Consider the following 22,749-nt stretch of genomic DNA (forward strand, 5'->3'; position numbering starts at 1 on the left):
AGTTATTTAATTTAAATGAAACACTTTTTAACATACATATTTTTATTGGTATCCCTATCAATCTTAGCCCAAGATAATACGGAAGATAAAGCTATAATTAAACAAAAGTTAGAAGCTCAAGGTTATACTGCTCAAGCTAATGCTTTAGCAAATAATGACGATTTTGTTGAAGCCGAAATGGAATACCGTAAAGCACTATCTTTACAGCCAAAGCAAGCAGCAGGTGCCTATAATTTAGGGACTCAGTATTTTAAAAAAGGAGACTTTGAAGAGTCATTATACAGACATCAGCAAGCAGCTAAAAATGCCACGTCTAAAGAAGAAAAACATAAAGCCTTCCATAATATAGGAAACATACTAATGGAAGAAAAAAAGTGCAAAGAAGCGGTTGAAGCTTACAAAAGCGCTTTAAGAAACAATCCGTCAGATGATGAAACGCGCTATAATTTTGCATTAGCAAAAGAGTGTGCAAAACAGCAAGAGGACGACAAGCCTCAGGAAGACGATAAAGACGGAGAAAACGATAAAGATAAAGATCAAAATAAAGACGAAGATCAAAAAGAAAATAACGAGAAAGAGCAAGAAGATAAAAATAAAGAGGATCAAGGAGAGCAAGACAAAAAGGAAGGTGATCAAGATAAGGATGAAGATGGTAATCCTAAAGATGATCAACAAAACGATCCCAAAGAAGGTGACCAAAAAAACGAACAAAATCAACCACAACCAGGTCAAATGTCACCACAGCAAATAAAAAACTTGCTAGAAGCCATGAATAACCAAGAGCAAAAAGTACAGGAAAAAATAAATGCAGAAAAGGTTAAAGGCGTAAAACAACAAACAGATAAAGATTGGTAAATAACATTTTATATTGTATTAATTAGATGAAATTACTGAAACACATATGTATCCTTTTATTAGCCTGTACAACAAGTTTTACTTTTGCACAAGATGAAGATGCGGTTCAGTTTCAAGCAAAAGTTAGTAAAAAAAGATTAGGCTTAAATGAGCGTTTGCGTGTTGATTTTCAAATGAATAAAGATGGTGACAACTTTGTGCCACCTAGTTTTTCAGATTTTATTGTGGTTGGTGGACCAAATCAATCGGTTAGCAACTCTTGGAATGGTAAAACAAGACGTTTTACTAAAATTTACAGTTACTTTTTAGCGCCTAAACAAATGGGTACGTTTTCTATAAATCAAGCTAAAATCGAGATTGATGGTCAAGAGTATAAAACATCACCAATAAGTATTACAGTTACAAAAGCTATTGAGAAGCCTGAAGATCCAAACGATCCAGATTATTTATTACAAGAACATATACATTTAGTTGCGGAAGTATCTAATACTAATCCTTATCTAAACCAGCCCATAAGTGTTGTTTATAAGTTATACGTTTCGCCAACCGTTGGAATTAGTAATTACAGAGAAATAGAAAGTCCAGTTTATAATGGTTTTTGGAGCCAGAGCATGGATGATCAGAGAATAAAAGCTCAAAACGGAACTTATAAAGGTGAAGATTATAGATTTGTAACACTACGTAAAACCGTTTTATATCCTCAAAAAACTGGGAAATTAGTCTTAGAGCCATTAAGTTTGGATCTTACTATAGACGTGCCAACTAATAGACGAGACATTTTTGGTAATCGTATAAAAACACAAGCACACAGAACAATTACTGCAAGCGTTAGAACAATTAATGTAAAACCTTTACCAGAAGAGGGTAAACCAGATAATTTTACAGGAGCAGTTGGTGATTTTGTGTTTAGTTTGACAACAACAAAAAATAGTCTTAATGCAACGGAATCTCTACAGGCAAAAATTGAAGTTTCTGGTCAAGGAAATTTAAAATTATTTGAGTTGCCAAAGTTAACAACGCCAAGTACTTTAGAGGTTTATGAGCCGGAACACCAAGAAAATGTTAGAACCAACATGGCAGGCATGCAAGGTAATATTTCAGACCTATATACGGTTGTGCCTCAATATAAAGGTAAGTTTCCGATTCCTCCAGTTAGTTTTTCTTATTTCGACTTAAAAACCGAAACATATAAGCAAATTAGCTCTGACGAAATAGTAATAAATGTATTAGAAGGACCAGTTTACGCAGAAGCGGATAACAAATTACCTGTGTCTAGTAATGGTAAACAACCTGTCGTTTTAAATGAAAATCAATTTGCTTTTATAAAAACAGATTCAAGTTTTACAGCAATACAAACCGATAATTTTTTAAACTCAACTTTATTTTGGACTAGTCTTTTAGGACCTTTACTAGCAATTCCATTAGCCTTGTTTTACAGAAGAAAACGAGAAGAGCGATCGGCAGATGTAACAGGTAACAAAAAACGTAAAGCAGATAAGTTGGCTAAAAAGTATTTAACTGAAGCTAAAAAAGCACTAGGTCAAAAAGAAGCATTTTATGTTGCGCTAGAAAAAGCTTTGCACAATTATCTTAAAGGGAGACTTAATATAGAAACCTCAGATTTAAGCAAAGAAAAGATTGCAAAATTATTATCCGATAGACAAGTAGATAGTCAGGTGATTGTAGCTTTTGAAGCGATTTTAGAAAATTGCGAATTAGCAAGGTATACGCCAATTACTAACGTTACAATGCAGCAAGATTACGATAAAGCAGCAACTACAATCAATTTAATAGACAAACAGATTAAGTAGTGTTAATACATACTGAAAGCTAGATTTGACTCATTATTAGGTAAAATATATTAAGGCAGAAAGCGGATTACATGAAACATTTACTTTACATATTATTTTTTTTCATAGGAAACTTGGTGGCACAAAACCAATCCGTTTTTGAGCAAGCCAATGCGTTATATACAGAGGGTAAATTTGAAGATGCTATTACAAAGTACCAAGCAATATTAGACACCAAACAGCACTCTGCAGAGTTGTATTACAATCTTGCTAATGCACATTATAAGTTAAATAATATAGCACCTAGCATTTATTATTATGAAAAAGCTTTACAGTTAAAACCCAACGACACTGAGATACTTAACAACATCGCATATGCTAAAAACATGACTGTGGATGCCATACAAGAGGTTCCGCAATTAGGTATGTCTAGATTTTTTAATAAGTTAACCAATGCCTTTGCTTTTGATGATTGGGCTAAAATAGCTATAGGCTTTATTTTAGCATTTGTAGTGTTATTTTTGGTATACTATTTTACAGATAGTACCACTCGTAAAAGAGCAGCTTTTAGCTCTAGTGTCGTGTTTTTATTTTTATCTTTAATAAGTTTAGGTTTAGCGTTTCAAAAACAGACATTAGACAAAAAAGATAATCCAGCAATAGTATTTGCTCAAAAAAGCGAGGTGAAAACTGAGCCAAATAGCGTAGGGACTGACGCTTTTGTATTACATGAAGGTACTAAAGTACAAGTATTAGACACTATTAATGATTGGAAAAAAATTAAATTAGCAGACGGTAAAACAGGTTGGATTTTATCTAATGACATAAAGCTGTTAAATAATTTTTAATTATTCCTTAACACTAAAATCGTACTTTAGTTATATATTTGCCTTTCTTATTTAGACAAATATGCATAAAAAGATAGTTTCCATCTTCTTTACAATTTTATTTTTGGCGCTTATAACAGCTCCATCTATAATTATTGCTATGGATGATACTGTGGATGTATCTGTGTTTTATAGTTTGTCAGAAGAAGAGGAAGAACATAAAAATGTAAACTTGACTTTTGTATTAGAAGACACAGAAGATGCCTTTTATGAAGCCTCTAGTATTAATAAGTATTTAGGTTACCACTTCAAAACCTATCCTAAACCGCACCTTAATTTAATTTCCCCACCTCCCGAATTCATTTAATAATAAATTAGTCGGACTATTGGTCCATTTAAAATAATTATTAAAATATTACTAATAACAACTGTTATTGGTACAAATGAATTTATATATGTTTAAAACATTAAAAAATGACTTACCAGCGAGTATAGTCGTGTTTTTTGTAGCATTACCTTTATGTTTAGGTATTGCTTTAGCAAGTGGTGCCCCACTTTTTTCTGGTCTAATTGCCGGAATAATTGGTGGAGTTGTAGTAGGAGCTTTAAGTGGTTCTAAAATTGGAGTAAGTGGTCCTGCAGCAGGATTAGCAGCAATAGTATTAACAGCAATTGGAACTTTAGGAGGTTATGAAAACTTTTTAGTAGCAGTTGTATTAGGAGGAATTATTCAAATAGTATTTGGTGTTTTAAAAGCTGGTATTATTGGATATTACTTTCCGTCATCAGTAATTAAAGGGATGTTAACAGGTATTGGAATCATTATCATTCTAAAACAAATCCCTCACTTTTTTGGCTACGACGCAGAGCCTGAAGGTGCTGATAGTTTTATAGAAACGTCAGGAGAAAATACGTTTTCTGCAATATTAAATATTACAGATAACATTACTATGGGATCAATGACTATTGGTTTAATAGGTTTAGCAATTTTATTATTATGGGATAAAGTATTGTCTAAAAAAGGTAAAGTGTTTCAAATTGTACAAGGACCTTTAGTAGCAGTAGTATTAGGTATTGTGTTTTATGTTGTAACACAAGGCTCTAGTTTAGGTATAGCTAACACACATTTAGTTAGTGTTCCAATTCCAGAAGATTTAGACTCGTTTATAGGACAGTTTAGTTTTCCTAATTTTACAGCAATAACAAATCCTCAGGTTTGGATAGTTGCTTTTACAATTGCATTGGTAGCAAGTTTAGAAACGTTACTATGCGTTGAGGCAACAGATAAAATTGATCCAGAAAAAAACGTAACGCCAACTAACAGAGAGTTGTTAGCTCAAGGAACAGGAAACATCATTTCTGGTTTAATTGGAGGTCTGCCAATTACACAAGTAATCGTACGTAGTTCTGCAAACATCCAATCAGGAGGTCGTAGTAAAATGTCTGCTATTATTCATGGTTTTTTATTATTAATTTCAGTAGTATTAATTCCTAAATTGTTAAACATGATTCCTTTATCTGTTTTAGCAGCAATCTTATTAATTGTAGGATATAAGCTAGCAAAACCAGGTTTATTCAAAAAAATGTATGACATGGGTTGGAAGCAATTTGTACCATTTGTAGTAACAGTTGCAGGTATTGTCTTTATTGATTTATTATGGGGAATTGGTTTAGGGTTGTTAGTCGGAATTGTAGTAATATTAATTAAAAGCTACCAAAACTCACACTTTTTACACATCGAAGATAATAGTAACGGAAAGCATAAAATTAAAATGACTTTTGCTGAAGAAGTTACTTTTTTCAATAAAGGTGCTATTTTAAAAGAATTAGATAGCTTACCAAAAGACACGTATTTAGAGCTTGACGTTAGAAAAACTAGATATTTAGATAACGATATTATCGAAATATTAGAAGATTTTGCATTTAAAGCTAAAGAAAGAAATATTGATATTCAGTTAATATCAGAACGTGGTATAGTTGAAAATCCAGATAGTTTTATTGAGTTTTTTAAACTAAGACCAAAATCAGCCTAAATTTTAAATCATGAAAAACAATAAATATAAAATATTGTTGCTTTCAGATTTAAATAAGTCGGCAACATCAGAACTGATAAGTACGGTAAGTTTAGCAAGAATGTTAGATGGAGACATCACTTTATTTCATGTTAAAAAACCGACTGACATTGTAGAAAGAGAAAGCCAATTATCTGCTATGCGATCCATTAATGAGGAGCATATTTCAACTAATAAAATAATTGAAAACCTGATTAAACCTGTTTGTCAGGAATATCAATTAAATATTGGATATGATGTTGCTATTGGTAATATAAAATTCGAAATTGAGGCATATATCAAAAACTATCAACCTGATATTATTGTTTTAGGTAAAAGAAAATCTAAAACCATTAACTTTATGGGAGATAATATTACAGATTATGTTTTAAAAACACACAAAGGATCAATTATGATTGCAGCACCAAACCAATCGTTGCAACCAAATCAAGATGCAATGTTGGGTGTTTTGAATACAAACGATCAAGCATCGGACACTAATTTTATTGAAGGATTGATTAGTAAAACCAATCAGCCTATTAAAGCATTTAAAATAGTGTCTAAGTTAACGCAATCAAATACAACAGCTAATAATAAAACGGTAGAGTATGTATTTGAAAAAGGAGATGGTGCAGTAGATAATGTTTCAAAATACGCTTTAAAAAGCAAAATTAATCTAATGTGTTTTGATAATGCCCAGCAGCAAAAGTCTAACACTAACATTAAAAGTGTAATAAGTAAACTAAATGTTTCATTATTACTAACAGGACAACAATCAAAAATGCTACATAAGTAGTCATTAATAATATTAAAATACATAAAAATGAAAGCACATACAAAAGAAACTCAGGCAACATTAACGCCTGATAAAGCAATACAGTTTTTAGTAGAAGGAAATGAGAGATTTCAAAACAACCTTAAAGCAAATCGTAACCTTTTAGAGCAGGTTAACGATACTAGTGAAGGACAATTTCCTTTTGCAACAATATTAAGTTGTATAGATTCTCGTGTTTCTGCCGAGTTGGTTTTTGATCAAGGTCTTGGAGATATTTTTAGTGTTCGTATCGCAGGTAATTTTGTAAACGAAGACATCTTAGGTAGTATGGAGTTTGCATGTAAGTTAGCTGGTACAAAAGTTATAGTCGTGTTAGGTCACACTAGTTGCGGAGCAGTTAAAGGCGCTTGTGATCATGCAGAGATGGGTAACTTAACTAAGTTAATCCAAAAAATTACACCAGCTGTAAATGCGGTAACAGAGCCTAAAGACGAAAGCTTACGTACTTCTAAAAACTTACAATTTGTAGATGAAGTATCTAAGAAAAACGTGCATTTAACAATAGATAGAATACACGCAGAAAGCCCAATTTTAACAGAAATGGAAAAAAATGGCGAAATAAAAATCGTTGGTGCTATGTATGATATTAATACAGGAGCAGTAGATTTTTACTAGAAAAAGACAATTTTTATGAGGATTTTGAAAATGAAAATGAAAAGGAATAAAATAATAGCAACACTAACATTTATGTTAGTGTTGCCTTTTTATGGACTAAGCCAAGATAGTAATTTAGGTAATTGGCTAATCTATATTGGAAGTAAAGAGCTTAAAAATGGATGGAATATTCATAACGAAGTGCAATACCGTAATTACGATGCTGTAGGAGATTTAGAGCAATTATTGTTAAGGACAGGTTTAGGGTATAACCTAACCGAAAACAATAACAACCTACTACTTGGTTACGGTTATATATTATCAGAAAACTATGTTGGAGATACAGATCAAAAAGTATCAGTAAACGAACATCGAATTTTTCAGCAGTTTACAACAAAGCAAAATGTTGGAGTGCTTAATTTAAGTCATCGTTATCGCTTTGAACAACGTTTTGTTGAAGATGATTTTAAAATGCGATTTAGATACTTTTTAGGCTTAAAGATTCCGTTACAAAATAAGGCTGATGGTAATAATCCATTGTATCTTTCAGCTTATAATGAGATTTTTTTAAACACTAAAAGTGAAATCTTTGACAGAAACCGTTTGTATGGAGGATTAGGGTACCAATTTTCTAAACAACTAAGGTTAGAATTAGGATACATGAATCAGTTTTTTGAAACCTCAAGCAGAGATCAAATCAATATAATGGCGTTTGTTAATTTTTAAAACTCACAAACTCATAATTTACTGTTAATTAAGACTGATAGACCAGGCTAAACTTTTATTCTTCAAAAAAAATGTTAATTTAGTATAAACCCAACTATTAAACTATGAAGAAATTTTTTGCCAATTTTAAAGGAGATGCATTTGGAGGTATCACAGCAGGTATTGTGGCTTTACCATTAGCATTAGCTTTTGGTGTTTCCTCTGGTTTAGGACCTAGTGCAGGTTTATATGGAGCTATATTTATTAGTTTTTTTGCAGCCTTTTTTGGTGGCACACCAACTCAAATTTCTGGTCCTACTGCTCCAATGACAGCAGTAAGTATGGTTGTAATTGCTAGTATAATTGCAACGCATGATGGTGACGTTAACAAAGCACTACCATATATATTGACGGTTTTTTTATTAGCAGGTTTAGTACAAGTAGGATTAGGTGTTTTAGGCTTTGGTAAATACATTAAATACATACCATATCCTGTTGTGTCTGGTTTTATGACAGCTATTGGTGTTATAATATTAGTAACACAAATCTTGCCATCCATTGGTTATTATCCAAAAGAGGATACAGAATACGTCAACAAATTTAAGCCACAAGCTGAAGAGTTAATTTTAGAAAACATTCTTAGAGAAGAGGCAGGAGAAGGCATTTTAGTTTTAGAAGATTTTAAAGAAACGATCAAAAGAGCTGGAGAGTTACAACCTGAAGACATTGCAAAAGAGTCTAAAACACTTGCTAAAACCGAAGCTTCAGGTGTTTTAGGTACTTTAAAAGTATTACCAAGAGCCATCCAAAATATTAATTGGTTAGAGCTTGCCTTAGCGTTAGCTACCATATTTATAGTATATGGTTTTAAGCGTATAACAACCAAAATACCAAGTGCTTTAGTAGCATTAGTCGTGGTTTCTGGTGTAGCCTATGGTTTAGATTTAGGCTATCGTCCCATTGAAGAAATTCCATCAGGATTACCAATACCAAATTTTGAAATAATAACAGGTTTTAGTTTCGCTAGTATTTCGCCTTATATCTTTACAGCAATAACATTAGCATTATTAGGTGCAATTGACTCATTGTTAACAAGTGTTGTAGCAGATAATATGACCAAGACTAAGCACAACCCTAATAAAGAATTAATAGGACAAGGTATAGGTAACAGTATCGCGTCAATTTTTGGTGGTATTCCAGGAGCTGGTGCAACCATTAGAACTGTAGTAAACATTAATGCAGGTGGACGTACTAGACTATCTGGTATGATTGCAGGTGTCATGTTACTATTTATCTTATTAGCATTAGGACCAGTTGCGTCAAAAATTCCAGCAGCAGTATTAGCAGGTATTTTAATTACAGTAGGTATTGGTGTTATGGATTATAAAGGTCTAAAAGCAATTCCTGCATTACCAAAGGACATGAAGATTGGACCATTAAAAGTCAGCTCTGAAGTATTGATAATGCTTGTTGTATTAGTACTGTCTAGCGTATGGGATTTAATTTATGCAGTGGGTATTGGTTTGGTTATCGCATCCTTATTATTCATGAAAAAAATTGGAGACCTTACAGCGCAACGTTCAGACGTTAAACCGTTAAAGGAAGAAGCTTGGTCAGACGAGTCAAATTTCCCTGTAGCCTTAAAAGAGGAAGTATTTATAAAACACATCAAAGGACCATTATTTTTTGGTTCAACTTCAGACTTTCAGCAATTAGCAAAACAAATCCCAAGTACAGCAAAAACAGTAGTAATTAGATTGGGTCGTATGCAGTATATGGATCAATCTGGATTATATGCGATGGAAGACGTTTTGGTAGATTTAAAAAAACAAAACATAAATGTGTTGTTTGTTAATCTATTAAAACAACCACGATACATGATGGAACGTATTGGTATTATTCCAGAATTAATACCAACACAACATATTTTTAAAGACTTTAATTCATGTTTACATTGGATTAAAACTAATGTAGAGGATAAATTTTAAGGTAGTCGATAATGGATATCAAAAAAGTATTTGAGAATAATCAAAAGTTTGTACAAGATAAATTAGCCACAGATAAAGACTATTTCGAGAATTTAGGTAAAGGACAAAGTCCAGAATTACTATATATTGGTTGTAGTGATAGTCGTGTAACTGCCGAGGATTTAATGGGTTTAGGTCCAGGAGAAGCTTTTGTACATCGTAATATTGCAAATATGGTATCAGGTAACGACCTAAGTGCCATGTCAGTTGTAGAGTATGCAGTGGTGCACTTAAAAGTTAACCACGTTGTAGTTTGTGGTCACTATGCATGTGGAGGCGTAAAAGCAGCAATGCAATCCGCAGATTTGGGCGTATTAAACTCCTGGTTGCGTAACATACGTGATGTATATCGTATACATAAAGATGAGTTAAACGCAATCCAAGACGACGAAAAAAAATACGACCGTTTAGTAGAGCTAAACGTAAAAGAACAATGTGTTAATCTATTAAAAACAGCTGCAGTACAAAAAGCATACAGAGATCGAGACCTAAAAGTACATGGTTGGGTGTTTGATGTGCATACAGGTAAGCTAATTGACCTAAAAATAGATTTTGATCATTACCTAGAAGACATAATGGAAATTTATCACTTAGATTAAACCTTAAACTTCAGATTCAGTAGTCGGTTCCTCAGGATCAATTATAGGCTCTTGCAATAAAGTATCATCAGACTTAATAATAATAGGAAAAATCATTGGAGCTAATGATTTTACAGGAGCATATAAAATAGAATCTTCAATATCCTCCTCCTGCACAAAAGGGATAGTATTATTCATTTTATCAAAAACAATTAATAAAACACTCAAAATTAAACCAATTTTAAGCGCACCAAAAGCAGCACCTAAAAGTTTGTTTAAAATCCCTAAAGAGGCAAAATCAGCTAACTTAGTTAACGCTTTACCAGCTAAGCTAATGACTAAAATTATAATCACAAACGTAATAGCAAACGCAGAAGTATTAATTGTTTTTTCATTCCAAGACGTTTTATCCATTAAAAATTCGGCAACAAAATAGCTAAAATGAATAGCACCATAAACACCAGCAATTAAAGCAACAATGGATGCAAGTTCTACAAAAAGACCCTTAAACAAACCACGTACCAAACCAAATAATAGTAAAGCACCTAAAACAATATCAATTACAGCCATAAAGTTAGATTTTAGACAAATATAAATTAACTTTGCGACTTTAAAATTAATATGGCAAGAGACGAACAGTTAAAAGAGAGATGGCAAGAGGTTGTAACCAAATTATCTAACCAATTTGCAGATGGAGACACACTAGATTTAGATGCAATAATTTATTTAATAGGCGTACAAGAGTTAGGACAATTAGACCGTAAATTTAAAAAAGATCATAAGTTAGACCTTATGCATATTGCAATCTGTAAACTGCTAACACCTTATGGGTATTATGAATTTGATTTTGTAGACGAAGACGGTTGGCCACACTACATAGCAAAAGAAGAATTACCAAATTTAAAAGCAGGAGAACAAAGCATCTTAATGAAAGAAGCCATAGTAAACTACTTTATAGAGACCGATTATATTAAATAAATTTTGGGCGTTACCCAAGGGTCGCGCTCTCGGCAGTCGCTTTTAATTTGCTTTAAGGCAAATAAAAGAGCTTCAACAAATGCCTCCATCGCTAACGCAAATCACGATAAAATTCATAAATTTGCCAATCATTTAGAAGATCATGATAGACAAGATAAAAGAACTTATAGCAGAAGCAGAAGCCTTTAAGGCACAAACCAAAGAAGAGGTTGAAGCGTTTCGTATAAAGTATTTAGGAAAAAAAGGATTACTTAATGACTATTTTGCCGAATTTAAAAACGTGGCAAACGACCAGAAAAAAGAATTTGGTCAAGTAATTAACACCCTTAAAACTACAGCTCAAAATAAAGTTAATGCTTTAAAGGAAGAGCTAGACAACAATACACAAGACGCAGGTATAAGTGGAGATTTATCAAGACCAGGAGAACCAATAACCATTGGCTCACGTCACCCAATATCTATAGTAAAAAATCAAATTATCGATATCTTTTCAAACATAGGATTTAATGTTAGTGAAGGTCCAGAAATAGAAGACGATTGGCACAACTTTACAGCACTTAACTTGCCAGAATACCATCCAGCAAGAGACATGCAAGACACGTTTTTTGTACAAACCAATCCAGATATCCTATTACGTACCCATACAAGTTCTGTACAAGTGCGATATATGGAAAACAATAAACCACCAATACGTACAATATCTCCAGGACGTGTATATCGTAACGAAGCAATATCTGCACGTTCACACTGTTTTTTCCATCAAGTAGAAGGGTTGTATATAGATAAAGACGTCAGTTTTGCAGACTTAAAGCAAACCTTACAATACTTTACTACAGAGCTTTTTGGTAAATCTAAAATTAGATTACGTCCATCATACTTTCCATTTACTGAGCCTAGCGCAGAAATTGATGTGTATTGGGGACTTGAAACAGAAACAGATTATAAAATCACCAAAGGAACCGGTTGGTTAGAAATTGGAGGTTGTGGTATGGTAGATCCAAATGTCCTTACTAATTGCGGTATAAATGCAGAAGAGTATTCAGGATTTGCATTTGGTGTAGGTATTGATCGTATAGCAATGTTATTACATCAGATAGGTGATATTCGTTTGTTAAGTGAAAACGACGTTAGATTCTTAGAGCAGTTCAAATCTGCCTTATAATAATTACTAAAAATGTTTAAAAGCCGACTGTTTATAGTCAGCTTTTTTTTATTTAACAACAATTTAACTTCGATTAGTTCGGTTTGTTCCGAACCAATAATATATTTGTATTATAAATTTTAAAGTTTAGATATGACTAAAGAAATCTGTAACAAAAAAATGGAGCTTGTAGAAAGACTAGGCGTTCATTTAGAAAGTAAAGATAGTTTAGCACCTGTTGCAGCACGTATAATGGCTTACGTGATTTTAACAGGAAAACAAGGAGCAACTTTTGATGAAATGGTAGAGGTATTATGCGCAAGTAAAAGCACCATTTCTACACATTTAAACCACTTACAAGACTTAAAAAAAATAGAATACTTTACCAAAACGGGCGACCGTAAAAAGTATTTTGTCATTAATAAAGATTCGGTATTAAATCATATTGATAATATGATTCACGAATGGGAAATAGTAGAGGTACTACATCTTGAAATGAAAGCTTATAAAGAAGCCATAAACGAACATGTTACAGACGACGATGAGAAATTCGATTTAACATTTCATAACAATTATCTCAAATTTATTTCAAGTGCTTCTGCATCAATGAAAGAACTAAAAGACAACCTAATTAAAAATAAATTCAACCTTTAAAATAATGAAAATAAATAAAATAATTTCAATATTATCAATAGCTAGTATTTTTCTAGTTGTGATTAGCTGTGGTAATAATGAGAAAGCGCAAGCAGCTTCAGCACAACAGCAACAGGTTTTACCTTTTCCTGTAACACAATTACAAACAAAAACCGTAACAGGTTTTACTGAGTATCCTACAACTATTGAAGGTAAAGTTAATAGTGATGTAAGAGCAAAAACCTCTGGATATATAGAAAAAGTATATGTAGACGAAGGACAAAAAGTACGTAAAGGTCAAACCTTATTTAAACTAGAAACACAGTCGTTAAGCCAAGATGCAGGTGCAGCTAAAGCACGAGTAAATGTGGCACAAGTTGAGGTTGATAAACTAGTTCCTTTAGTAGAAAAAAATATTATTAGTCCAGTACAATTAGAAACTGCTAAAGCAAATTTAGCTCAAGCTAAAGCTAATTATAGTGGTGTAACAGCAAATATTGGTTATGCCACAATTAAAAGTCCAATAGACGGTTTTGTTGGTGCCATTAATTTTAGAGAAGGTGCTTTAATTAGCCCAAATGATGCAACACCACTAACAACTGTTAGTCAAATAGACGAAGTTTATGCTTTTTTTAGTTTTAACGAAGCGCAATATATAGATCATTTACAACGCTCTGAAGGTCAAAATAAAGCAGAGCGCATCAAGAATTCGCCAGACTTAACTTTAGTTTTAGCTAACGGAAAAGAATATTCTGAAAAAGGACGTATTCAAACCAGTACAGGACAGATTAACCAAAGTACAGGTACAATACAAATTAGAGCTGCTTTTGATAATCCAAACGAAATTTTAACTAACGGAAACAGCGGAAAAATTAAATTTCCAATAGAGTATAAAGACGCTATCGTTGTGCCACAAACTGCAACTTTTGAGCAGCAAGGTAATATTATGATTTTCAAATTAGGAGCAGACAATAAAGTAGAAACTTCTATTTTAAAAGTTAAAGGGACAGTAGATAATTTATATGTGGTAGATTCTGGTTTAGAGGCTAACGATAAGATTATTATTTCAGGAGTAGGAAAGTTAAGAAACGGTATGGCAATTGCACCTCAGGACACGTCTTTTGACGAAGCAATTAAACCAGTTCCAACTTTATTTAGAAATTAGATAACCACCAAACATATTTATCATGTTAAAAACATTCATTGAAAGACCAGTGCTTTCAACAGTAATCTCTATTATCATAGTTTTACTAGGAGTTATTAGTATAACTAGCTTACCTATAGAGGAATATCCAGATATTGCACCTCCAACCATTAAAGTAGTTGCAAATTATACAGGAGCAAATGCCGAAACCGTTTTAGAGAGTGTTATAATACCTATCGAAGAGCAAATTAATGGTGTAGAAGGGATGACATACATTACATCTACAGCATCTAACACAGGTGCAGCCGAAATTACCGTGTATTTTGATCAAGAAATTGATGCAGATATTGCAGCTGTAAACGTACAAAACCGTGTGTCTAGAGCAACACCTTTATTACCACAAGAGGTAATACAAACAGGTATTACCACTCAAAAGCAAGAAACAAGTGTATTAATGTTTATCTCAATGTATTCTGAGAGTGAGGATTACGATGCTACTTTTATTCAGAATTACTTAAAAATAAACGTTATTCCAGCAATGCAACGTATTAGCGGTGTTGGAGATGTTAGTGTATTCTCGCAAAAAGATTACGCGATGCGTATTTGGTTAAACCCAGAAAAATTAGCGTCTTATAATTTAATACCTTCAGATATTTCTGCAGCTTTAGCTGAACAAAACTTAGAAGCAGCAGCTGGATCGTTAGGAGAAAATAATGGTGAATCATTTTCATACACTTTAACTTATAGTGGTCGTTTTAAAGACGAAGCACAATACAGTGATATTGTTATAAAAGCCTTAGGAAACGGAGAGTTTTTACGTTTAAAAGATGTGGCAACTATAGAGTTGGATGCACAATCTTACGGATCAAACGCCATGAGTAAAGGTAATCCTGCTGTTTTTATGGGGATTTTCCAAACTAAAGGATCTAATGCACAAGAAATTATTGAAAACATAAAAGTAACCTTAGAGCAAGTAAAAGCAGACCTTCCAGAAGGTTTAGATGTATTTGTTCCTTACGATACTAGTTTATTTTTAAATGCCTCTATAGATAAAGTAATTACTACTTTGTTAGAAGCCTTTTTACTGGTATTCTTGGTAGTATTTATATTCTTACAAGATTTCCGTTCTACATTAATTCCTGCAATTGCAGTACCAGTATCTATTATTGGTACCTTCTTTTTCTTGAATGTATTTGGGTATTCTATTAACTTATTAACGCTATTTGCCTTAGTACTTGCTATTGGTATTGTAGTAGATGATGCCATAGTTGTTGTAGAAGCTGTCCATGCTAAAATGGATGAAGGCGAGCACAACCCGAAAAAAGCAACCATTACTGCTATGAGTGAAATTTCTGGTGCCATTATTTCTATTACATTAGTTATGGCAGCAGTATTTATTCCTGTAACCTTTGTAACTGGACCAACAGGAGTGTTTTATGAGCAATTTGGTGTAACTTTAATTATTGCCATTTTAATTTCGGCAGTAAATGCCTTAACCTTAAGTCCAGCATTATGTGCTTTATTATTAAAAGAACATAAAGAGGACGAAGAGTTAAAAGGAAAAGGTCCATTAAAGCGTTTTTATACGTTATTTAATCGTGGATTTAATGCAACCATTGATAAGTATGGAAAATCGCTGCAGTTTTTATACAAAAAGAAATTTATTTCAGTATTACTATTAATCATTGCAGTAGTCGGTATTTATTGGGCTTCAACTACAACTCCAACAGGTTTTGTACCAAATGAAGATAGAGGAATTGTTTTTGCTAATATAGAATTACCACCAGGAGCATCTTTAGATAGAACAGATGCTGTAGCAAGAAAACTTTACGCTCAAATTGAAAACATTGATGGTATTGAAGCTGTAAACTTTATTAAAGGTAGAAGTTTAATAAGTGGTGCAGGTAGTAACTTTGGTTTTGGTATTATAAAACTTAAAAACTGGGATGAACGTGAAGATGCATCACTTTCCGCGGAAGCGATAACAGGAAAATTATTTGGTGTAGCAGCAGGAATACCTGATGCCAATATCATATTTTTCTCTCCTCCAAGTATACGTGGTTTTGGTAACTCAGCTGGTTTTGAAATTAACTTATTAGATAAGTTTGGTGGTGAGTTTACAGATTTAGATAAAGCCAATAAAGATTTTTCTATGGCTTTAATGAGTCATCCAGAAATCAAATATGCAACATCATCTTTTAGTACAAGTTATCCACAATATGAAATGGAAGTTAATGTACCATTAGCTAAAGAAAAGGGTGTGTCTGTAAGTAGTATCTTTTCAACTTTACAAGGGTATATTGGTGGAATTTATGCTTCAGATTTCTCAAGATTCGGAAAACAATTTAGAGTATACATTCAGGCTTTACCAGAAGACAGAGCAGATGAAAACGCTTTAAATAGCATGTATGTACGTACAGATTCTGGCGAGATGACGCCAATTACACAGTTTGTAACCTTAGAGCGTGTGTATGGACCACAATCGGTAACGCGTTTCAACTTATTTAATTCTACCATGATTTCTGGTGCTACAAACGAAGGGTTTAGTACAGGTGATGCTATTAGAGTTATTGAAGAAGAAGTTGCAAAATTACCTAGTAATTATACAGTGGCATATTCTGGATTAACACGTGAAGAGGTTAATGCAGGAAACCAAACAACGTTTATATTTATACTTAGTATCTTATTTGTATACTTTTTATTAAGTGCACAATATGAAAGTTACTTATTACCATTTGCGGTCATATTCTCATTACCATTTGGTGTTTTTGGAGCTTATATTACAACTAAGTTTTTAGGATTAGAAAATAACATATATTTCCAAATTGCTTTAATCATGCTTATTGGTTTATTGGCCAAAAATGCCATACTTATTGTCGAGTTTGCTTTGGCCAGACGAAAAAATGGCGAGAGTATTGTAGATGCAGCAATCCATGGAGCCAAATCACGTTTACGTCCAATTTTAATGACTTCGTTTGCTTTTATTTTAGGATTGATGCCATTAGCATTAGCAACAGGTGTTGGATCTGAAGGAAACAACTCGATTGGATCTGGAGCAGCAGGAGGAATGTTAATTGGTACTATTCTAGGAGTATTTGTTATTCCAATCTTATTTATATTATTCCAATGGTTACAAGAAAAAGTTTCGGGTAAACCAGCAGTACAAACTATTGAAGACTAAAACAATGAAATCAATATTAAAACATAGAAACTTTAGTAAAGGCGCATTAATACTAGTTGTTGCATTAACACTACAAAGTTGTTTTGTAGCTCAAGATTATGTGAGACCAGACTTAGATGCTGAAACGCAAGCACTTTACAGAACCGATAATTTACCAACAGATAGCGTATCTATTGCAGATGTATCCTGGAAAAATTTATTTACAGACCAATACCTTCAAAAATATATAGAAGAAGGTCTTCAAAATAATATGGATGTGCGTATTGCTTTGCAGCAAATTTTAGCTGCTGAAGCTTATGCAAAACAAGGTAAAGCTGGTTATTTACCATCAGTAAGTGTTGGCGCAAATGCAACGCATCAAGAGTTGTCAGAAAACAGTCAATTTGGAGCTTTATTTAGTGGAGGAATAGATACTTATGATATTACAGCTAACTTATCATGGGAAGCAGATATTTGGGGGAAAATTAGAAGTAATAAACGTGCAACACAAGCTGCTTACTTACAAAGTGTCGCAGGACATCAAGCAGTAAAAACGCAATTAATTTCTAGTATTGCTAATACGTACTATAATTTATTGGCATTAGATGCGCAACTAGAAGTGACTAAACAAACTATTTTAACTAGAGAAAGTGGTGTAACAACCATTAAAGCTTTAAAGGACGCTGGACAAGTAACACAAGTTGCGGTAGACCAAAATATAGCACAATATAACAGTGCCAAAGCGTTACAGGTAGATATTGAAGTTGCTATTTTTAAAACTGAAAATACGCTAAGTATTTTATTAGGAAAATCACCTCAAACTTTTGAAAGAAGTAGTTTAGATATCCAAAATATAGATCAAGATATAGTATTAGGTGTTCCTGCAACATTATTAAGTAACAGACCTGATGTTATGGCTGCAGAGTATGGCTTAATAAATTCTTTTGAGTTAAGTAATGTTGCCAAAAGTAACTTATATCCTTCTTTAACATTAACCGCTTCTGGTGGTTTAGAAAGCTTAGATGTAGATAATTTAATTAATGCCAATTCGATTTTTGCAAATATTATAGGCGGAATTACGCAACCTATTTTTAATCAACGAAAGTTAAAAACTCAAAGAGAAGTTGCTTTTGCACAACAAGAACAAGCATTACTTAGATTTAAGCAAACGTTGTTAGTGGCAGGAAGTGAAGTATCTAATGCGTTATATACTTATAAAGCTGAAACTAAAAAGTTTGAGTTTAGAAAAAATGAAGTGGAAGCTTTACGTACAGCCGAAGCTAATTCTAACGAGTTACTTAAAAATGGTTATGCTAACTACTTAGACTTATTAACAGCTAGAGAAAGCGCTTTAAATGCGGAACTTAATATTATTAACAGCCAATTGCAGCAACTAGTGTCTATCGTAGATTTATACGAAGCACTTGGTGGTGGATGGAGATAATATTTTAATCTAAATGAAATGATAACCAAAGCTCAATTGCTACAATGTGCTATTACTAAGTTTACTAGATTTGGTAGTAAGCACGTTACTTTAGACGATTTGGCAACTGAGCTTGGTATATCTAAAAAAACAATTTATTCTTTTTTTAAAAACAAAGAAGACTTAGTAACATCAAGTCTAGAAAGTTTATTAAACGAGTATAAAAACGATATAAATGGGATTGTTAATAGCAATGGTAAAGATCCTGTTTTGTGTGTTATTTTAATTTACCGTAGAGGGTTTGAGTATTTAAAATACTTTAAACCCTCTTTTATTTTTGGGTTACAAAAATACTACCCTAAAGCAAGTTTGTTATTTGATAATTTCTCTGAAGAATTAGCACATAAAACCATACAAGATTTACTTATTGAAGCACAATTAAAAGGCGATATAAGACCCGAAATTAATATTGAATTAATAGTAAAAATCTATTTTTTTAGAATTGATAATCTTGTTTTTAAAGAAAATAATTTATTTGAAATTTATACAAAAGACGTGTTGTTTAGGCATTTGGTGTTGTATAATTTAAAAGGGATTGTAAATTATAGTTACACTAATAGATATTTAGAACTTGAATTTTAAGCATAAAAAAACCTTATAAAAATTAAAAAGCCTTAACGATAATCTGTTAAGGCATTTTGTCAGGGATTCATTAAATTTTAAAGAAATTATTGTAGTAAGCTATAAACAAACTCAGGATAACCACGTTCTCCAGCTTCATTAAATAGTGCTAAAAACTTAAGTTTATATAAGTTTCCATCTGTGTCTCTAATAATATAAAACACATTGTCTTTTAGTGATGGAGATGAACTTGGTCCACCACTGTTTCTCCAACTACTTCCAATACTTCTTTGATCGTCAGAAAATTGTGTGTTGTCTACATCTGCAAGCGTAAAATTATCATAGGATAACTCAGATTGTATTTCCGTATCTATTACATACGCATTAGTACTTTGTTTAGTGTTTGTAACTACAAAGTCAGAATAAAAGTATGGACCATAACTATCTGTGCCTATAAATACTTCGTCTGTAAACGTAGTAAAGTTTAAATCCCATGCTTCTTTTGCTGGTTCAATTACTATTTCACTAGTAGAATCAAAGCTAAAAAACGTATAGTTATAAGAGGTGTTTTTAGAGATGGTTACTTCTTGGTGAGTCGTATCATCTAAATCTGCATATTGTAAGATATAGTTTGTACCATCTTGCAATACTCTAACTTTTTTCCAACCTCTCTCGTCATCCGTAGTGTCAATACTTCCTGTGGTAGGAGTTTCTGTACCTACAGTATAACCTAAGTTTACTAGGTATACTGGATTATCTGCATCTGTTGCTGTAATAGCTGAAAATGCAGTACCATTTAATGCACCATTTGGCGCATCAATATATTGCATGCTAGCTTGGTTATAAGTATTGGTTTTAACCAAAGGTTGTAAGTCTAGTACTTCTTGATTTGTAGAGTTTACCGCATCAATATCTGTAGTGGTTAATTGTGCTGCAGCCATTGCTATAGATCCATTTATGACCACTCTAAATTCTGTTCCTGAATAAAATCCTAAATCCCAAGAGTCACGTTGTACGCTTGTGGTTGTATTTGTACTTAAGTCTACATATACTTGGTTTTGCTGATTTGGACCACCAACTGTTGGCGCTACTGCTGCTCCATCAATAACAACTGTTATCGGTTGTGTTGGTGTATTATCGTCGTCGCTACTACAGTTAGTAAATACTAATGCAGTCATGCAAAGTGCTAGAGTAAATAGTTTGTTTTTCATTGTATTTGTTTTTAAAAATTTAAATTATATAATAGTTTTAGGTAATATGATCTTCCGTAACCTAGTAATAGGCTATTATTATTTGTACTGTGTGTTCCTGTTGTATTTGCGCCATTAATAGCAACGCTAGTGACATCCAATAGGTTTCTACCACCAATTGTAGCTTGTAGTTTGTTATTAAAAAAAGATTTTTTTACTGAGGCATCCATCCAACTATAAGCATCAGTATTATATTTTATAAAGGTGTTGTTTCCACTATCATCTGTACCTTCTGCAATGTAGTTTTGTTGTTTTCCGTTATATTTTAAAAGGACGGTTAAAGCAGTGTCCCATTTTTTAATTAAATAACTAGCACTTGTATTAAGTTGCAATGCGTATAAAAAGTCATTTTCTGCATTAACTTCATCATTCATTACTCTAGACACGCCTTGTAAAGTTGCACCTAAATTAAAAGTCCAATGCTCATGTTTAATAGTATTTTCTGTGGTTATTCCAAATAGTTTATAGGCATCAATATTGATGTATTGGTATTGAAGTGGAGAAGGATTCACTAAGGCTAGTTCAATCTTGTCTTTAAGTGCTATGTAGCTTAATTTTAAATTGTTAGTTAAGGATGTGGTTTTAAACCAACTTCGTTTTTTAATATTTAAAAAAGCTGAAAACCCTTCTTCTGGACTTAGATTTTCGTTACCTCTAACATCGTGGTTAGAGTCTACAAAATAGTAGTACAACTCTTCAAAATTTGGAGTTCGGTAAGATGATCCAATGCTTGCTCTTAGTTCGTAACCTTTATTTAATAAATACCTAGTGCTAAACGATCCTAATATTTGAGATTTAAATTTAGAATTGTATTCATATCGCAATCCTGGACGTAAGGATAATTTACTAGATAATTTAAATTCTGAAGAGGAGAATACCGCATAGTTATTCTGTTTTTGCGTTTGATCTTGTTGCGTGATTTCTCCTGAAGCTTGTGTGTCAAACCCTTTTATAAATTTAGCTTCATAACCTAATTGATAATTGTAAAAGTCTTTTTTGGATAGGTTGTTAATAGTTCCTTTGGAGAAAAGTACATTACTGGATTGGTAGGTTTGATCAGTTTGATTTGTCTTGTCCTTTGTGATAATAAAATAGTTAAACTGATTTAAATCACGCTTTTGTGTTTGATAAGATAAGGACGCATTATAATTAGCGCCAGACGTTAGTGAGCCACTAATGTTTAAGTTATTTACAAAACGATTTGTAGTAAATATTTTATCTGTTGCAGATGGATTACTGATTTGTGTTTGCACATTTATATTGGCTCTAACAGCAGCATCATAGAAATTTAAATCTTCATTAAAAAACTCGAATTTGTAAAACAATCTAAATTTATCTGAATTATAATGTAAGCTTGCTTTGGTAGTTAATTGGGTTTTTGGTAACCAGTCATACCCTCTTAACCCATCATTGTTATAGTAGTTTTGTCCGTGTCTATTGTTGTAGAATCCTGCAAACTGATTTCGGTTAAACCCAATTTTTGAAGACCATTTTTCGTTAAAATTATGGCCAATATTTATGCCTTGTATATGTCTGCCTTCATCAAATAAGGCATATTCATTACTAACGGTTTCTTCTTGTATAAAGCTTTGGATTTCCCAGTCATGGTTAACCGTTTTTTTAGTAATTATATTAATAACACCAGAGACTGCATTGGCACCATATTCGACTCCCATTGCACCTTCAACGATCTCTATGCGCTCGATATCGTCTAAATTTATTTGAGTTAAATCAATATTATTACCAACGCCATTATCACTTACTAAAGGTATATTATCAACAAGAATATTAAAGTATTGCGCATCTAATCCAAAAAATGATATGGTTGATCGTCCAGTTTGGGCACTTGGAATAATGTTTAGATTAAGATTAAAATTAAGTAGGTCTGCTAAATTATTAGCAGCTTGTTGGTCTATTTTTTTTCGGTCAATTATAATAACATTATGTACGGATTTTTTAATGGATTGTGGATTATATTGACCTGTAATAACTACTTCTTCAAGCTTTTGGACTAGTGTGGAGTCATTAGCTGTAATTTCTTTGTCTTGAGCAGTTGTAATTCCGATTAAAAAAAAAGTAAAATAAACCGTTAAATATTTTTTATTTAGAATCATTCTTGATTAAATTTGCTGCAAAT

General features: G+C 32.6%; 20 protein-coding genes. 17 read left to right on the plus strand and 3 right to left on the minus strand.

Features of this window, described 5'->3' with window-relative positions:
* Window positions 1-15 precede the first annotated feature (15 nt).
* From B2989_RS01370 to B2989_RS01415, 10 genes are all read left to right on the plus strand, one after another.
* On the plus strand, window positions 16-855 hold the full coding sequence (locus tag B2989_RS01370) for an aerotolerance regulator BatC (RefSeq protein WP_292943028.1): 840 nt from the start codon (window positions 16-18) through the stop codon (window positions 853-855).
* Between the two features lie 26 nt (window positions 856-881).
* On the plus strand, window positions 882-2,666 hold the full coding sequence (locus B2989_RS01375) for a BatD family protein (RefSeq protein ID WP_292943031.1): 1,785 nt from the start codon (window positions 882-884) through the stop codon (window positions 2,664-2,666).
* A 71-nt stretch (window positions 2,667-2,737) separates the two neighbouring features.
* Entirely contained in the window at window positions 2,738-3,493 is a 756-nt protein-coding gene (locus tag B2989_RS01380) for an SH3 domain-containing protein (RefSeq protein ID WP_292943034.1), read from the plus strand.
* Between the two features lie 103 nt (window positions 3,494-3,596).
* Entirely contained in the window at window positions 3,597-3,839 is a 243-nt protein-coding gene (locus B2989_RS01385; RefSeq protein ID WP_292943037.1) for a hypothetical protein, read from the plus strand.
* Window positions 3,840-3,927: 88 nt separating this feature from the next.
* Window positions 3,928-5,505 carry a SulP family inorganic anion transporter gene (locus tag B2989_RS01390; RefSeq protein ID WP_292943040.1) on the plus strand — a complete coding sequence of 526 codons (1,578 nt, stop codon included), beginning with the start codon at window positions 3,928-3,930 and terminating at the stop codon, window positions 5,503-5,505.
* A gap of 10 nt (window positions 5,506-5,515) precedes the next feature.
* Window positions 5,516-6,319, plus strand: coding sequence for a universal stress protein (locus B2989_RS01395; RefSeq protein WP_292943043.1), 804 nt, complete (start codon window positions 5,516-5,518; stop codon window positions 6,317-6,319).
* A 27-nt stretch (window positions 6,320-6,346) separates the two neighbouring features.
* Window positions 6,347-6,973 (plus strand): carbonic anhydrase family protein, encoded by a 627-nt coding sequence (locus tag B2989_RS01400; protein ID WP_292943046.1) that lies wholly within the window; start codon window positions 6,347-6,349, stop codon window positions 6,971-6,973.
* A gap of 36 nt (window positions 6,974-7,009) precedes the next feature.
* Window positions 7,010-7,678, plus strand: coding sequence for a DUF2490 domain-containing protein (locus B2989_RS01405; protein ID WP_292943049.1), 669 nt, complete (start codon window positions 7,010-7,012; stop codon window positions 7,676-7,678).
* A 104-nt stretch (window positions 7,679-7,782) separates the two neighbouring features.
* Window positions 7,783-9,645 carry a SulP family inorganic anion transporter gene (locus tag B2989_RS01410; RefSeq protein ID WP_292943052.1) on the plus strand — a complete coding sequence of 621 codons (1,863 nt, stop codon included), beginning with the start codon at window positions 7,783-7,785 and terminating at the stop codon, window positions 9,643-9,645.
* Between the two features lie 11 nt (window positions 9,646-9,656).
* Entirely contained in the window at window positions 9,657-10,283 is a 627-nt protein-coding gene (locus B2989_RS01415; protein WP_145006824.1) for a carbonic anhydrase, read from the plus strand.
* Between the two features lie 3 nt (window positions 10,284-10,286).
* On the opposite strand, the gene B2989_RS01420 is transcribed toward B2989_RS01415, so the two are convergent.
* Entirely contained in the window at window positions 10,287-10,832 is a 546-nt protein-coding gene (locus B2989_RS01420) for a CvpA family protein (RefSeq protein ID WP_292943060.1), read from the minus strand.
* A 51-nt stretch (window positions 10,833-10,883) separates the two neighbouring features.
* Between B2989_RS01420 and B2989_RS01425 the strand changes: the two genes are divergently transcribed.
* The 7 genes from B2989_RS01425 to B2989_RS01455 all read left to right on the plus strand — a co-directional run bounded on the left by B2989_RS01425 (window position 10,884) and on the right by B2989_RS01455 (window position 19,383).
* On the plus strand, window positions 10,884-11,240 hold the full coding sequence (locus B2989_RS01425; RefSeq protein WP_292943063.1) for a hypothetical protein: 357 nt from the start codon (window positions 10,884-10,886) through the stop codon (window positions 11,238-11,240).
* Between the two features lie 142 nt (window positions 11,241-11,382).
* Window positions 11,383-12,402 (plus strand): phenylalanine--tRNA ligase subunit alpha, encoded by a 1,020-nt coding sequence (pheS, locus tag B2989_RS01430; RefSeq protein WP_028283961.1) that lies wholly within the window; start codon window positions 11,383-11,385, stop codon window positions 12,400-12,402.
* 132 nt (window positions 12,403-12,534) lie between these two features.
* Window positions 12,535-13,035 (plus strand): GbsR/MarR family transcriptional regulator, encoded by a 501-nt coding sequence (locus B2989_RS01435; protein ID WP_292943066.1) that lies wholly within the window; start codon window positions 12,535-12,537, stop codon window positions 13,033-13,035.
* Between the two features lie 4 nt (window positions 13,036-13,039).
* Entirely contained in the window at window positions 13,040-14,179 is a 1,140-nt protein-coding gene (locus B2989_RS01440) for an efflux RND transporter periplasmic adaptor subunit (protein WP_292943069.1), read from the plus strand.
* A 22-nt stretch (window positions 14,180-14,201) separates the two neighbouring features.
* A complete protein-coding gene (locus tag B2989_RS01445; RefSeq protein WP_145005454.1) occupies window positions 14,202-17,339 on the plus strand; it encodes an efflux RND transporter permease subunit in 3,138 nt (1,045 codons plus the stop codon).
* A gap of 4 nt (window positions 17,340-17,343) precedes the next feature.
* Window positions 17,344-18,762, plus strand: coding sequence for an efflux transporter outer membrane subunit (locus B2989_RS01450; RefSeq protein ID WP_145005457.1), 1,419 nt, complete (start codon window positions 17,344-17,346; stop codon window positions 18,760-18,762).
* 18 nt (window positions 18,763-18,780) lie between these two features.
* Window positions 18,781-19,383: a TetR/AcrR family transcriptional regulator gene (locus B2989_RS01455; RefSeq protein ID WP_145005460.1), complete on the plus strand. Its 603-nt coding sequence runs from the start codon at window positions 18,781-18,783 to the stop codon at window positions 19,381-19,383.
* Between the two features lie 86 nt (window positions 19,384-19,469).
* Here the strand turns inward: B2989_RS01455 and B2989_RS01460 are convergent, their stop codons facing one another.
* Both B2989_RS01460 and B2989_RS01465 read right to left on the minus strand, forming a co-directional pair.
* Window positions 19,470-20,573 (minus strand): HmuY family protein, encoded by a 1,104-nt coding sequence (locus B2989_RS01460; RefSeq protein ID WP_292943078.1) that lies wholly within the window; start codon window positions 20,571-20,573, stop codon window positions 19,470-19,472.
* An 11-nt stretch (window positions 20,574-20,584) separates the two neighbouring features.
* Window positions 20,585-22,726 carry a TonB-dependent receptor plug domain-containing protein gene (locus B2989_RS01465; RefSeq protein WP_292943081.1) on the minus strand — a complete coding sequence of 714 codons (2,142 nt, stop codon included), beginning with the start codon at window positions 22,724-22,726 and terminating at the stop codon, window positions 20,585-20,587.
* Window positions 22,727-22,749: the final 23 nt, after the last annotated feature.

Source organism: Olleya sp. UBA1516 (assembly GCF_002323495.1).
Lineage (GTDB): Bacteria > Bacteroidota > Bacteroidia > Flavobacteriales > Flavobacteriaceae > Olleya.